This window comes from Gammaproteobacteria bacterium (assembly GCA_013696315.1).
Lineage (GTDB): Bacteria > Pseudomonadota > Gammaproteobacteria > JACCYU01 > JACCYU01 > JACCYU01.
The window spans coordinates 1-12,975 of the sequence record JACCYU010000107.1 but is presented as its reverse complement, the minus strand read 5'-3'; the positions used below and the strand labels follow the sequence as shown (position 1 = coordinate 12,975).

19 protein-coding genes and 1 pseudogene are annotated in these 12,975 nt (G+C 61.8%); 9 read left to right on the top strand and 11 right to left on the bottom strand.

The features are described 5' to 3' along the window. The first annotated feature begins 54 nt into the window (after positions 1-54). The 3 genes from H0V34_06540 (at position 55) to nfi (ending at position 3,330) form a co-directional block, all read left to right on the top strand. Positions 55-438, top strand: a complete 384-nt coding sequence (locus H0V34_06540) for a RidA family protein (GenBank protein MBA2491367.1) — start codon at positions 55-57, stop codon at positions 436-438. Between the two features lie 78 nt (positions 439-516). Further along, entirely contained in the window at positions 517-2,610 is a 2,094-nt protein-coding gene (gene recG, locus H0V34_06535) for an ATP-dependent DNA helicase RecG (protein ID MBA2491366.1), read from the top strand. Positions 2,611-2,637: 27 nt separating this feature from the next. After that, positions 2,638-3,330, top strand: coding sequence for a deoxyribonuclease V (gene nfi, locus H0V34_06530; protein MBA2491365.1), 693 nt, complete (start codon positions 2,638-2,640; stop codon positions 3,328-3,330). A 9-nt stretch (positions 3,331-3,339) separates the two neighbouring features. Here the strand turns inward: nfi and H0V34_06525 are convergent, their stop codons facing one another. The 6 genes from H0V34_06525 to H0V34_06500 form a co-directional block, all read right to left on the bottom strand. Next, positions 3,340-3,744: a DoxX family protein gene (locus H0V34_06525; protein ID MBA2491364.1), complete on the bottom strand. Its 405-nt coding sequence runs from the start codon at positions 3,742-3,744 to the stop codon at positions 3,340-3,342. A gap of 137 nt (positions 3,745-3,881) precedes the next feature. After that, complete coding sequence (locus H0V34_06520) at positions 3,882-4,319, bottom strand: VOC family protein (GenBank protein MBA2491363.1); 438 nt, start codon at positions 4,317-4,319, stop codon at positions 3,882-3,884. A gap of 71 nt (positions 4,320-4,390) precedes the next feature. After that, positions 4,391-4,780 carry a VOC family protein gene (locus H0V34_06515; GenBank protein ID MBA2491362.1) on the bottom strand — a complete coding sequence of 130 codons (390 nt, stop codon included), beginning with the start codon at positions 4,778-4,780 and terminating at the stop codon, positions 4,391-4,393. A 121-nt stretch (positions 4,781-4,901) separates the two neighbouring features. Continuing rightward, positions 4,902-5,699: an ABC transporter permease gene (locus tag H0V34_06510; protein ID MBA2491361.1), complete on the bottom strand. Its 798-nt coding sequence runs from the start codon at positions 5,697-5,699 to the stop codon at positions 4,902-4,904. After that, the gene (locus H0V34_06505) at positions 5,696-6,445 is read right to left on the bottom strand and encodes an ABC transporter ATP-binding protein (GenBank protein MBA2491360.1); all 750 of its coding nucleotides are present in this window, start codon (positions 6,443-6,445) and stop codon (positions 5,696-5,698) included. Before H0V34_06505 ends, H0V34_06510 begins: the two co-directional genes overlap by 4 nt. Before the next feature lie 5 nt (positions 6,446-6,450). Next, a complete protein-coding gene (locus H0V34_06500; protein ID MBA2491359.1) occupies positions 6,451-6,798 on the bottom strand; it encodes a Rieske (2Fe-2S) protein in 348 nt (115 codons plus the stop codon). Between the two features lie 190 nt (positions 6,799-6,988). On the opposite strand from H0V34_06500, the gene H0V34_06495 reads away from it, so the two are divergent. Further along, positions 6,989-7,330, top strand: a complete 342-nt coding sequence (locus H0V34_06495; protein MBA2491358.1) for a calcineurin-like phosphoesterase C-terminal domain-containing protein — start codon at positions 6,989-6,991, stop codon at positions 7,328-7,330. A gap of 127 nt (positions 7,331-7,457) precedes the next feature. Here the strand turns inward: H0V34_06495 and H0V34_06490 are convergent, their stop codons facing one another. Further along, a complete protein-coding gene (locus H0V34_06490; GenBank protein ID MBA2491357.1) occupies positions 7,458-7,658 on the bottom strand; it encodes a hypothetical protein in 201 nt (66 codons plus the stop codon). A 10-nt stretch (positions 7,659-7,668) separates the two neighbouring features. After that, the gene (locus H0V34_06485; GenBank protein MBA2491356.1) at positions 7,669-8,094 is read right to left on the bottom strand and encodes a PH domain-containing protein; all 426 of its coding nucleotides are present in this window, start codon (positions 8,092-8,094) and stop codon (positions 7,669-7,671) included. 187 nt (positions 8,095-8,281) lie between these two features. Here H0V34_06485 and H0V34_06480 point away from each other — a divergent pair, with 187 nt between their 5' ends. The 5 genes from H0V34_06480 (at position 8,282) to H0V34_06460 (ending at position 11,502) form a co-directional block, all read left to right on the top strand. Continuing rightward, positions 8,282-9,823: a gamma-glutamyltransferase gene (locus tag H0V34_06480; GenBank protein MBA2491355.1), complete on the top strand. Its 1,542-nt coding sequence runs from the start codon at positions 8,282-8,284 to the stop codon at positions 9,821-9,823. A 237-nt stretch (positions 9,824-10,060) separates the two neighbouring features. Next, on the top strand, positions 10,061-10,477 hold the full coding sequence (locus H0V34_06475; GenBank protein MBA2491354.1) for a hypothetical protein: 417 nt from the start codon (positions 10,061-10,063) through the stop codon (positions 10,475-10,477). Next, entirely contained in the window at positions 10,468-10,632 is a 165-nt protein-coding gene (locus tag H0V34_06470; GenBank protein MBA2491353.1) for a hypothetical protein, read from the top strand. The genes H0V34_06475 and H0V34_06470 overlap by 10 nt, the downstream gene beginning before the upstream one ends. A 29-nt stretch (positions 10,633-10,661) precedes the next feature. Next, the gene (locus tag H0V34_06465; protein MBA2491352.1) at positions 10,662-10,991 is read left to right on the top strand and encodes a hypothetical protein; all 330 of its coding nucleotides are present in this window, start codon (positions 10,662-10,664) and stop codon (positions 10,989-10,991) included. Continuing rightward, a complete protein-coding gene (locus H0V34_06460; protein MBA2491351.1) occupies positions 10,975-11,502 on the top strand; it encodes a hypothetical protein in 528 nt (175 codons plus the stop codon). The genes H0V34_06465 and H0V34_06460 overlap by 17 nt, the downstream gene beginning before the upstream one ends. Here the strand turns inward: H0V34_06460 and H0V34_06455 are convergent. From H0V34_06455 to H0V34_06445, 3 genes and pseudogenes are all read right to left on the bottom strand, one after another. Continuing rightward, positions 11,503-11,920 (bottom strand): annotated as a pseudogene (locus H0V34_06455) (Dna2/Cas4 domain-containing protein). A gap of 243 nt (positions 11,921-12,163) precedes the next feature. Continuing rightward, positions 12,164-12,550 carry a type II toxin-antitoxin system VapC family toxin gene (locus tag H0V34_06450; GenBank protein MBA2491350.1) on the bottom strand — a complete coding sequence of 129 codons (387 nt, stop codon included), beginning with the start codon at positions 12,548-12,550 and terminating at the stop codon, positions 12,164-12,166. Further along, entirely contained in the window at positions 12,547-12,792 is a 246-nt protein-coding gene (locus H0V34_06445) for a type II toxin-antitoxin system Phd/YefM family antitoxin (GenBank protein ID MBA2491349.1), read from the bottom strand. The genes H0V34_06450 and H0V34_06445 overlap by 4 nt, the downstream gene beginning before the upstream one ends. Positions 12,793-12,975 lie beyond the last annotated feature (183 nt).

Genomic DNA, 12,975 nt, shown 5'->3' with positions numbered 1-12,975 from the left:
TGGCGTGGATTGGTGACCGCCGCCGCTATCAACAACTACTTTAAGGAGACATGCATGCGCCGAGAAATCATCGCGACCGAATCTGCGCCGCGGGCGATCGGCCCCTATTCGCAGGCGGTAAAGGTCGGGGACACAGTTTATCTCTCGGGGCAGATTCCGCTGGAACCGCGCACCATGGCGCTGGTTGAGGGCGATTTTGCGGCGCAGATCCGTCGAGTGTTCGATAACCTGTCGGCGGTGGCCAAAGCCGCGGGCGGCAGCCTGGACGACATCGTGAAACTCAATGTTTACCTGACCGATCTATCGCGTTTCGCGCTGGTCAACGAAGCCATGAGCGAGCATTTTCGCGAACCCTATCCGGCACGCGCCGCGCTGGGCGTGGCGGCGCTGCCCAAAGGCGCGGCGGTGGAAATGGACGCGATTATGGTGCTGGGCTAGCCGCGGGTTAAATGCCGGGCGCCTGCATCGTAGACCCGTGCAGTAGACTTGAACCGGTGGGCCGAGGCGCCGCATGGGATGACCGCGATCGAAGCCGATGCGCTCGTCGCAGGCTCGCTGACTCAGCTCGCCGGAGTCGGCCCGGCCATGCTGAAAAAGCTGGCGCGCCTGAATATCCACACGGTTTCGGAACTGTTGTTTCACCTGCCCGCGCGCTACCAGGATCGAACCCGCGTCACAGCGATCTCGAACCTGAACCACGGCGATGAAGCCGTTATCGAGGGCACGGTGGAACACGCGGAAGTGCTGACCCGTCGCCGACGCATGCTGATCGTGCAACTCAACGACGGCAGCGGTGTAATAAGTTTGAGATTCTTCCATTTCGGCCGCGCCCAACAGCAGGCGCTGGCGCGCGGCGCCCGCCTGCGCTGCTTCGGCGAAGCGCGCGGTGGCAATTATTCGCTGGAAATGGTGCACCCGGAATACCGGCACGTAGTCGCGGGTGAAGAGCCGGTGGAAACCCGTCTCACGCCTGTTTATCCCGTGACCGAGGGCCTGGGCCAGCCCGCTTTGCGCAGGCTGGTGGCGCAGGTATTGCGGCGACTGGATGAACCCGCGCCGCGGCGGGCCGATCTCGTCTACGACGTGCCGCGCGAATGCGGCGGTCTGAGTCTCAAGGCTGCGTTGTTGTACGTGCATCGGCCACCGCCCGACGCCGATGTAGGGCTACTGGCGGCAGGGCGGCATCCGGCGCAGAGACGACTCGTGTTCGAGGAGTTGCTCGCCCATCAGTTGAGCCAGTTACGGCTGCGCGCGCGCGCGCGGGAACTACCGGCGCCTGCTATTCGCGCCCAGGGCGCTCTGCGCGACGCCTTTGTTTCCCGTCTGACATTCGTGCTGACCGAGGCCCAGCGGCGCGTGATCGACGAAATCTCAAGCGACCTGGCTCACCCGTACCCGATGCTGCGGCTGCTGCAGGGCGATGTCGGCGCGGGCAAGACCGTGGTTGCCGCCGTCGCCTGCCTCGCGGTCGTGGAGGCGGGTTATCAGGCCGCGATCATGGCGCCCACCGAGGTGCTGGCGGAACAGCATTATCGAACGTTTACCGCCTGGCTGACGTCGCTGGGACTGAACATCGCCTGGTTGTCCGGCAGGCTTACGGCGTCCAGCCGGGACCATGCGCTCGCGGCCATCGCCAGTGGCGAGTCGCCCGTGGCGATCGGCACGCACGCGCTGTTTCAGGAAGGTGTGAAATTCAGGAATCTCGCGCTGGTCGTAATCGACGAACAGCATCGCTTCGGCGTGCATCAACGTCTCGCGTTGCGCGACAAGGGACGCCAGGATGCGCGCCTGCCACATCAGCTCATCATGACCGCCACACCGATCCCGCGCACTTTGCAGATGACCGCATATGCCGATCTGGACTGTTCCGTGATCGACGAACTGCCGCCGGGCCGCACGCCCGTTACCACCGTCGCGGTTGCGGATACGCGCCGTGACGAGATCATCCAGCGCATCAGCCGCGCCTGTGGTCAGGGTCGTCAGGCGTACTGGGTTTGTACCCTCATCGAGGAGTCGGAAGTCCTGCAATGCCGCGCCGCGGAGGATACGCACGCGCAACTGGTCGAAGCCCTCCCACACCTGCGGGTGGCGCTGCTGCACGGGCGCATAAAGACAGCGGACAAACAGCAGATGATGGCGGGGCTCAAGGCGGGCGGCATCGACCTGCTGGTCGCCACCACCGTGATCGAGGTGGGGGTGGACGTGCCCGACGCTTCGCTGATGATCATTGAAAACGCGGAACGTCTTGGTCTCGCGCAACTGCACCAGCTGCGCGGACGGGTGGGCCGTGGCGATACCGAGAGCAGTTGCGTCCTGTTATACCGGCCGCCACTGGCGGCGCTGGCGCGCGAGCGGCTGGATGCGCTGCGCCGCACGAACGACGGCTTCGAGATTGCGCGCATCGATCTCGATTTGCGCGGCCCCGGCGAGCTGCTGGGCACGCGCCAGACCGGCCAGCCGCAATTGCGTATCGCCGACCTCGCGCGCGATCAGGACATGTTGCCGGAGGTCAGCGCGACCGCCGCGCGCATGATCGCGGCGCGCTCGCCGCATATCGAGCCATTGCTGCAACGCTGGCTGGGCGGCTCGATGCGCTTTGGCCAGGTGTGACTGCTCGCAGCATCTAGATTCGCCACCGTGATTGTTCAGCATCAGCATGCCTGGGACGTAACGCCGGCCCAGGCGCGCGCGATTCAGGAAAGCCTGCGGGGTCACGTCATACGGGAGGATCGTTTCGGAATCGTCAAGAGCGTCGCCGGCGTGGATGCGGGTTTTGAGGACGGCGGGAAGACCACGCGCGCCGCGGTGGTGGTACTGTCGTTTCCGGCACTTGAACCAATCGAACAGGCCGTGGCGCGACGGCCGACGAGTTTTCCCTACGTGCCCGGGCTGCTCTCATTTCGCGAGATTCCGGCCGTGCTGGATGCGCTGGCGCAACTGAACACCGAACCGGATTTGCTGCTATGCGATGGTCAGGGCATCGTGCATCCGCGCCGCTGCGGTTTCACCAGTCACGTAGGTGTGGTAACCGACCGGCCGACCATCGGTGTGGCCAAGTCAATGCTTATCGGCACGCACGATACGGTGCCGGAGGCGCGCGGCGGCTGGACGCCGATCCTGCATCACGACGAGATCATCGGTTCGGCCTTGCGCACGCGGGTGCACGTCAGGCCGGTCTACGTCACCATCGGGCACAAGGTCAGTCTGAATTCGGCGATCGACTATGTCATGCGCTGTACCACGCGCTTTCGATTGCCGGAGACCACGCGTCGGGCCGACCGGCTCGCGTCGCGGCGCGGGCAGCGCGAAGACGGCGAATCCGCGCCGTAGCAACGAGCTTCAGATGGCGCCGCGTCGCTGACTGTCAACGCTCCAGGCGCCGCCCCCCGCGAAGGCGAAATAAAGAAACACGAAGCAGTAGAGTGCGGCCAGTTCACCGCCGTTGAGTATCGGCCAGAATCCTTCCGGCGCGTGCGCCATGAAGTAGGCGAACGCCATCTCGCCGGAGAGAATGAACGCCACCGGCCGCGTGAACAGGCCGATCAACATAAGCACACCGCCGACGATTTCCAGTATTGCCGCGAGCCCGATCAGCGACATCAGTTCGACCGGAAAACCCGGCGGGGCGGGAAAGTCGAACAGCTTTTGCAGCCCGTGCTGCATGAACAGAAAGGCGGTGACGATGCGCAGAATGCTTAAGATACGCGGCGCCCAGGTCGTGGAGATCGAATCCAGACTTGCCATGTATTTCCTCCTTTTTCGGAACGGTCTAACGATCTCGATTGCCGAGACCAAGAGGTGTTAACGGTGGTACACGTGCCGCGGCGCCGAGCTGACCTAGTGCAACGCAGGCCGCCGCGAGCGTCGATGTCTACAAGCATTTATGAATGCTTTGCTGCCCACGGGTCGTAGGTGCCGAAATTCCAGATGTGCCCCTCCGGATCGCGGCAGGTGTAGCCACGACCGCCATAGTCCTCGTCCTTGATGTCGATGACGATTTCCGCGCCCGCCGCCACGGCCCGCGCATAGTGTCGGTCGGCGTCGTCGACGATCACGTACGGGCTTTGGGTGTTGACGCCGCCGGCTTCGATCGGCGGCTTGACGAGCATGCCGAAACCATCGTCGCTGGCGGAGCCGAGCATGATCATACCGTTACCAAACGTAAGCTGCGCATGCGCGATCGCGCCGTTGTCGCCCGCTACGAGCAGATGCTGTTCGAACCCGAATGCGCGGCACAGCCAGTCGATGGCGGCGCGGGCGTTGCGGTAGCGCATCGTTGGAACGACGGTCGAGACGGTGTTGCCGGCATTATCGGCCATTGATGAACCTCGTTGATGCGATTGTTCGCGGCATCGATCGCGTTAACGAGCGGTCCGGCGCGAGGATACTTTTATCCGGCCGGTTGTTCATCTTCGATATCTTCGTTGAATCGCAGCCGATTGCCGAACGGATCGATGACCTCCATCACTTTCGCGTTCCACGGCGCCATCTCGATGCCGGGTCGCTGGTACGGATAATCCCTGGCCATGATTTCGCGGTGCAGTGAATCGATTTCGGTGGTGAGCACCAGCACCGTGGAGCCGGGACAGCAGTCGCCGTGATGTTCGCTCAAGTGCAGCACGAGGCTTTTTTTGGAGACCTGCATGTAAGCCGGTGAGTTCACCTCGAAGCGGTACTCCCAGTCGACCTTAAAACCGAGCCACCCGACATAAAATTCTTTCGCCTTGTCGACGTCGAAGATGCGGAGGATGGGCACCGCCTGGAAAACCGCTTCGATCATTGTTGTTTTATGCCCGTGCCGTTTGAGGTTGCCCGCGTATAAACGGCGGTTTGCGTGCATGATGCCAAACGCGCGGGGCAAACGAAACCCCACCATCTCGAAGCGCATATCGCGCCGCGCGCTATTCCCCGATGTGCAAAAGCTGCCCGTCGCGGCGCGCGTGTTGAAACAGCGTCTGGAACAGCCAGATGGCCGCGACAAGATAAACCGTGTTTAACGCGATTGCGTAAATCAGCAGATCGACCGGGAAACGCTCCTCCATCAACACCGCGCGCATGCCCTCGAAAACGTAACTCGACGGCAGGGCGTAAGAGACCGGCAGCAGCCAGTCCGGCAAGGTGGCTATGGGGTAATAGATCCCGCTCACGGGCGCGAGCGCGAAGATCGCGACCCACGCCAGGCTCTCGGCGCCCAGACCGAAGCGCAGTACCAGCGACGCGATCATGATGCCGATCGCCCATCCCAGCACCAGCAGGTTGGCGAAGAAAGCGATCAGCGGCAAACCCAGGCTGAACAGGGAAAAATGATACAGCGGGATGGCGAGCAGCACCGCCGTACCGACGCCGATCACAGTGCGGATCAGACTGATTCCGACCAGTGACAGGATCAGCTCGGTCGGCCGCAATGGACTCACGAACAAATGCCCCAGGTTGCGCGAATAAAGCTCTTCGAAGAACGGTAACGTCACGCCAAGCTGCGCGCGAAACAGCATGTCCCACAGCAGCACCGCGGACAGCAGCACGCCGCTGGCCTGCGCCACCCAGTCGCTGTGGCTCATAAAAAACTGCGTGATGAAACCCCACAGAATCATCTGCACGGTCGGCCAGTAGGCCAGTTCCAGAATGCGCGGCCAGGAGCCGCGCAACAGATACACGTAGCGCAGCACCATGGTGCTGACGCGGGTGACGGTGCCGCTCATGTCAGGACCTCGTGCCGGGCCACGTCCAGAAACACCTCTTCCATCGAGTGGCGACCGTAATGGACAACCAGCTCCTGTGGCGTACCGCGATTGACGATGCGCCCGGCGCGCATCATCAACACCTGATCGCAAAGCCGCTCAACCTCCAGCATATTGTGCGAGGCGAGCAGCACGGTCGCGCCAGTGGTGCGCTGATAAGACTCAAGATACGCGCGGATGCGATCGGCGGTGTCGGGGTCCAGCGAGGCGGTGGGTTCGTCCATCAGCAGCACCTCGGGACGATTCAGCAGGGCTTTCGCCAGCGCCACGCGCGTCTTCTGGCCGGAAGACATATTGCGGTAGGCGCGGTCGATAAATGATTCCAGATCCAGCTCCGCCGCCAGTTCTTCGATACGAAGCCCGAGTTGCGGTACGCCGTAAAGCCGCCCGTAAATTTTGAGATTCTGCCGTACGGTCAGCCGCTGGGGCAGATCCACGTACGGCGACGCGTAATTGATACGCGGCAGCGCGCGATACCGGTCGCGCAGCATGTCCACGCCCAGCACGTAAATCTCGCCTGCCGTGGGAATCAGCAGGCCCAGCAACATGGCTAAAGTCGTGGTCTTGCCGGCGCCATTGGCGCCCAGCAGCGCGTACGTGCGACCGTGCGCCACCTCGAAGCTGATGTCGTCCACCACCGTTGTATCATCGAAGCGCTTGCTCAAGTTCGAGACCTGAATAGCGTGGCGGCCGGTGCGCGTCCGCATGTCCATTAAAGACTACCTCCTTCGTTTAGAAACACCGCGTCCTCTGCGACCGCAACAGGGACCGGTGTCAGGCGCCCGCCCGCGCACGGACCGGCAATACAGCGGCCATCGTGGATGCGGAACAAGGCCGCGTGCGTGGCGCACACGATCAGTTCGCCGTCTTCGTCTAGGAACTCATCCGGCATCCAGTCCAGCGGACCGCCTGTGTGCGGGCAGTGATTTTCGTACGCGAAGACTTCAGCGCCTTTGCGCACCACGAATAACTCGCGCGCGGCGCCGTCGTGTGTCAATCGACACGACTTCGCGCCGGTAGCGGTCAGGTCAGCGAGGTTGCACAGGCGTATCAGGTTCATCGATCAGTTACATTGGCGTCGGCGGCGCGTCATCGCCGGTATTTGCAGACAGCATAGATCGCGGCTGCGTTCAATCGTCGCGGGGGTGAGCACGTCGGCGTCGTTACGGCTTAATCTTTTTGAAAGGAGTAACCGCTACGTTGACTGGCGAATTTCGAACGCTGCTCTCGAACCAGCAGTCGCCAACCCGATGTCCCATGAAGAAACTCGCGATACTCTGCATTTTCGGCGCGATCAGTGTAAACGCGCAAGCCCCTGGGCCGGTGCGCGCGACGAACGCGGCGTGCGCGAAGCCTCCATGCAGGACGGCAATCCGAACGGCTATTACATCATTTCGTTCGACGGCAACGAATACCGGACGCGCCTCAAGTCGGCCAGTCAGGGCGCGGAAAAGCAGATGCGCATCGTGCTGGACCCGCCGCTGATCTCACCGACGCGACGACTTTGGTCATGCCCGCCAGCTGACCGCGATCGATCACCGGGGTGGCGCCGTCCTCGCATATCTGGGAGATGGAACTGCCCGGAACGCTGATGCCAGGTGTGCACACGGTGACGGTTCGCTCCACCGACATGTTCGGGCAGACTTCGACCGAGTCGCTGGTATTCGAGATTATGTAGCGCTGTTGGCTACGGACAGGCCCGAGACGGTGCTGCCGGATTTACGGCAGCCCCCACCACATCAGCCACAGCCCCGCCGACACGCCCAGCAGAAACAAACCCCACAAGGTACCGACGTTAGTCTCGTCGCCAAAACGGTCGGAGATTTTCAGCGCGCGGCCAAACAGTGCGAAGGCCGACACGCCGCCCAGCAGCAGCAACGCGGCGCCGACCGTCACAAGGATAATTTCGAACGCGGTCATTGGTCCCTGCTCATTCGAAATCTATTTCGCGCACGCCCTTTCGCGCCCGGCATTCCTCGACGTGCGTGCGAATCCGCTCGCGCAACTCCTCGCCGTTCGGGATCGCGCGAATCGTCACCAGCGGGTGTGATTTATCGGAAGTCTGCATGACCACATTGCCGAGCGAGAAAATCCTTAAGAAGAACGGCTGCTCGAAGCGGTAATCCCGCACCCGGTACAGCTCGATCTCGTCCATCTGCTTGTTCAGTACGCCATATCGCGTCTTGAGGCGTTCCGTCGTGAGTTCGTACTTGGTGTTCTTCACCACCAGCCATTTCCACAGCATCATGAACACGGGGATCACCAGCCAGAAGAACAGCCCCAGCAGGATGAACGCCGGAAGGTTGATGACCTGCGACGGCGTTCCGTTCCAGACGGGCTTTTCGATCGACGACATGAGTGTACCGCGGAGGTTGCGCAAAGCCGGTAACCGTACTTAAATGCGGCGTCCGACACAAGCACGCATCCTGTGTGCAATAACCCGGCCCCACAACCCGCAAGACTAATCCGGCACAATCAATGATATCCATGACCACAGCACGCGCGATTGACCCACCCGCACTTGCCGGCCCGATAGCGCTGACATGCGCGGCGTAATCGCGGCCGGTCACGAACTCACGGTGCAGGCTGCGGAGGTGGTACTGCGCGAGGGCGGCAACGCGTTCGACGCGATCGTCGCCGCTCATTTCGCCGCCTGCGCAGCCGAGCCGGTATTGACATCCTTGGGCGGCGGCGGTTTTCTTCTGGCCAAACCGGCAGATGAGCAGCCGCTGGTATTCGATTTTTTCGTGCATACGCCATACGAAAAGCGCGCGCCGGATGCACTCGATGCGCGTGAGGTCGCGATCGATTTTGGCCCCGCGCGGCAAACGTTTCACATCGGGCGCGGCACCAGCGCGACGCCGGGGGTGGTAAGAGGCGTATTCGAAGCCCACCGGCGTTTGTGCACCATGCCCATGCGCGAGCTGTGCGCGCCGGCGATCCGTTATGCGCGCGAGGGAGTGCGCATGAACGCGTTGCTGGCCTACAACGCCGGCGTGGTGCATCCCATCTATACCGAATCTCCCGTCGCGCGCGCAATCTACGGCGGCAGCGGTCCGCATGCCCGACTGCTGGAAGGCGACATCATTCGGCAACCCGAGCTGGCGGAGACGCTCGAAGCGCTGGCGATCGAGGGCGACGATTTGTTTTACCGCGGCGAAATCGCGCATTTAATCGCGCGCGACTGCGAGCAAGGCGGTGGCCTGCTCACGCGCGCCGACTTCGAGCGCTACGCGGTGATTCTCCGCGAGCCGCTTGTCACCGATTATCGCGACGTGACAATAATGACCAATCCGCTGCCGTCGTCAGGCGGCATTCTCATTGCGTTCGCGCTCAAGCTGCTGGATGGGGCGCGCTTAGGCGCTCATCCATTCGGCTCGATCGAACACCTGGCCCTGCTCGCCAAAGTCATGCGGGCGACATCCAGCGCGAGAGTGGAAGCGTTGCAACCTGACGGATATCTCGACCCGCGCAAGCTGCTGGATGCCAACTATCTGGCGAGATATCGTCAGCAGGTTCTCGGGCGCCCGCGCGCCATGCGCGGCACCACCCACATCAGCATTATCGACGGCAAGGGCAACGTGGCGAGCATGAGCCTTTCGAACGGCGAAGGCTGCGGCGAGATCGTGCCGGGCACCGGCATCATGCTGAACAACATGCTTGGCGAAGACGACTTGAGTCCGCACGGCTTGAAGAACTGGCGCGCCGGGCTTCGCATGAGTTCGATGATGGCGCCGAGCCTGGTGCTGCGGCCGCGCGGCGACGTAATCGCGACCGGCTCGGGCGGTTCAAATCGCATTCGCACTGCCATCCTGCAGGTGCTCATCAATCTCGTCGATTTCGATATGGACGTGGAGCCCGCGGTGCGCAGTTCACGAATTCATATGGAGGGCGATAAGCTGAGCTTGGAAGGCGGCCTCACTATTGAAAAAGTAAAGCCGCTGCTGGCCGCTTTCCCCGAGCACGAGACCTGGCCCGAATTGAATCTGTTTTTTGGCGGCGCGCATACCGTAATGCGCGCGGGGCGTGAATTCCGCGGCGCGGGCGATCCGCGCCGTGGCGGCGTGGCGAGGATCGTCGCTTAGCCAACCCATACCCCTTTTGAACAAGTCGTCATTTTGCGTCTAAAGGCCGCTCGCAATGACGGTTACGACGAGTTGCCTGGCGGCTCCCTGAGCGCCTCCTGTCGTCTGCCCGGACCGAAGCCGATCGCGGCTCGGCGCAGTGCAAAACGAATCTTCCTGTTCCGACGAGTGGGCAGCCTAACAAAAAGGCACAGTCCGCTTAGTGTTGCAATCACAGCGACGAATGTGTAATCCGAAATGACAAGTAGCGGATCTGTAAAACCGACGTTCGGATCGACCGATTTTGATAATTGGTTCGAGACCGTCCGGACGGACGATGCTGCCGGCAACTATGTAAATTTCCGCCTGCGCGCTCGCGACGCTACTCGCTGGCAGAACCTTCGCCCGACCATCGCGCAATATCTCGAATGGGCTCACGCCGACGCGCGCCGCATTTTTCCCGAAGACCTCGGCATCACGCTCGATCCGCGCGGTGGACGTCCGCCCGTCGAGTATCCCGGCAGTTTGCCGCTGATGACCCGCAAAGGCTATTCGGCGAGGTCTTCTGCGGGATTCTCGCCGAGGCCGGGCAGGTTCACGCTGACGACGAATGGACGGTTCCGATCTTCCTCTTTCGCCTGCACAACCAGGCTGAGGAGTATCTCATGCGATTGATTACGGGCGAGCCGGCCGCCGGCACGATCGTGGGCCGCACGGGGTCGGACAACCTCGCGCTATCGTTGAACGGGGATGGCACGGTAAAGGCGATCCTGGGTGCGGAGGCGAAGTGTTATGACACTTCAACACGACAAAGGCGCGGGAGGCTCTGACCGATCTCGGCGCACAGGCCGCGGTGCCCGTGAGCCTTGGGCAATTGAAACGGCTGCTCGCTGAGATCGACCCGGAAGGTTTCGAGGCGACGATTCTCGACCTCGAAAGGATCATCAAACGTGCGCGCCAGTCCCCCGTTCCGCGGCACGACTTGCTGGTGCTGATCTTCGAAAATCCAGCAATCAAGAACTACAACGCGCCGCGGATCAGCATCGCGGAGAAGAACACCAACTACGCGGGAGGCCGGCCTCTGCAGGTCGTGGAAGTGCATCTGCCCGGCGCGGGTGCGTTGATCGAGGAGCTTTACGCCGGCCTTTACGCCAACACGCTGAACACTCCCGATGCCGCAGCTCAATGAACTCCGCCTCACCGTCGCCCGCGAACTGCGCGGGGCCGCGACGGGCCTGCCGTGGTCGGCGATCTGGATTCGAGAGCTGCTCGCGTGGGGCACGCTCGAACCTTTGGTCGCTTATCTGATGGCAACGAATCGCGCCGCAACTCGGCTTGAGGGGCAGACCCGGCTGCCGGAATACCTCGCGTGGTTGGAAGCTCGCGACGGGACGTTGATCGAAGCGGACATCTACCATCCGCAGCGGCTTCGCGAATGGGCGGACGAGGTTCGGCCTCGGCGCATCCCCGAGGCTGAAATCCAATCGGAAATCGCGGCCGTCGCCGTGGGGGAACTTCCGCCGCGCTCGCCGGCGTATCCCGTCGTCTCGCTCATCAACGAGGATCGGGTGAGCTGGCTTGATCCAGCCGGCTACGTGCTGGCTCACAGCCGACAATCCGATACCACGGCGCGGATCACGCCCCAGCAGCGCGCTTGGTTTCATCCGACGGCGAGCCAGGTCAGCTTGGTTACTTGGTAGTTAAGGGTACGGTTGCACGCGCTCGGGATCGTATGCGCCTCGGGCGCATGCCGCGCTTGTAATCGACAGGCGTAACGACATTGCCCTCGCCTTCGATCAAGTCGAGCTTCGCGATCAGGCCCAGTCGATTGGATGACAAGGTTATGGAACGCGCGTGGATTTTTTTGTCGTTCTCAGTCTCGCCCGGCAGCGGCAACTTGCTGGCAGGCTTGTCCACCCGTCGATGCGCGTGCGTGCCCTCGACCGTGTCGGCGGACGCCGCCCACTCGCCCTGCACCCATTCGAGATATGCAAGCCGTGGGCAATACTGATATTCGTTGACCATGCGCGCGGGCAACAGCGGCAGATCGCCGGAGAATTCCGGAAACGGAAGCGGCAGATCCTTCTGCTCGGGAATTCGATCGTCGGAAGTTGCCATCCGCCGCTACCGGCCGAGTTCGTTTAAGAGGGCGGTAACAGTTAGCGGCGAACCACCCCGCGCGCAACCTCAAACCTGACGAGCGCGACGGTCAGAGGATATTGACGGTGGCACACGAGACATTCCAGGAATGGATGCGAGCTACGCGTCGCGACGCGCCGGATGACTTTAGCGCGCGCGTTGCATTCCGGAGGAGGACCTCGCTGAGATCGGCGAGAAATATTGAGATTTGTCCTAATCTTCTTACCAGGCCGTGCGCACCGGATATTTTGAGATCTGCGGATCGGGCGTCAGGATCGTTAACCCGTGCACGATCGCCTGACAGATTAGCATGCGATCGAATGGGTCCCGATGCAGTCTTGGCAGCTTTGCGACCTGAAGCGCCGCGTCCTCATCAAGCGGTAGCGCTTCTACACCGCGCAGTTTGCGCTGCGTAACGATGAAAAGGTCGGCGGAATTTGGCAAGGGAAGCTTCCCCAATTCATTCTTCTGCGCGATCTCACACGCCGACACTGCACTCAGATATACCTCGTGTTCCGCTGCCGCGAACAACGAGCGTGCTTCGCGCGAGAGCCGCGCCCCGCCTTCAATCAACCAGAGAAAAGTACAGGTGTCGAGCAGCAATCTCACTCGCCCTTGCCCTCGAATAGATCGAGCAGGTCGTCAGGAAGCGGGTCGAAGAAACTGTCGGGAACGGAAAAATTCTCTGCCGCAAGTCCGAGCGGACGTGGCTTCTTCCGCTGCTGGGTCAACGGGCGGATCTCCGCAATAGGCGTGTTGCGCTTGCAAAGGAGAATGGTCTCACCTTTTTCCAATCGTGCGAGGTATTTCGAGAGGTGGGTCTTCGCCTCGTGTATGTTGAGCTTAATCATGATGTACTAATAGATCATGAAATAAACTAAGTCAAGCAGCATGAGTCACACGTGCTAGCATCATTGCGGTTGCCGACACGGCGCGCGACGAGTATCTACAGGCGTGCGATGAAGCGGTCGATCCGCTCACGCGGCAACAGCAGTCCCCTATCAGCAGAGAAGAGGAAAAACATGGCAATTCAA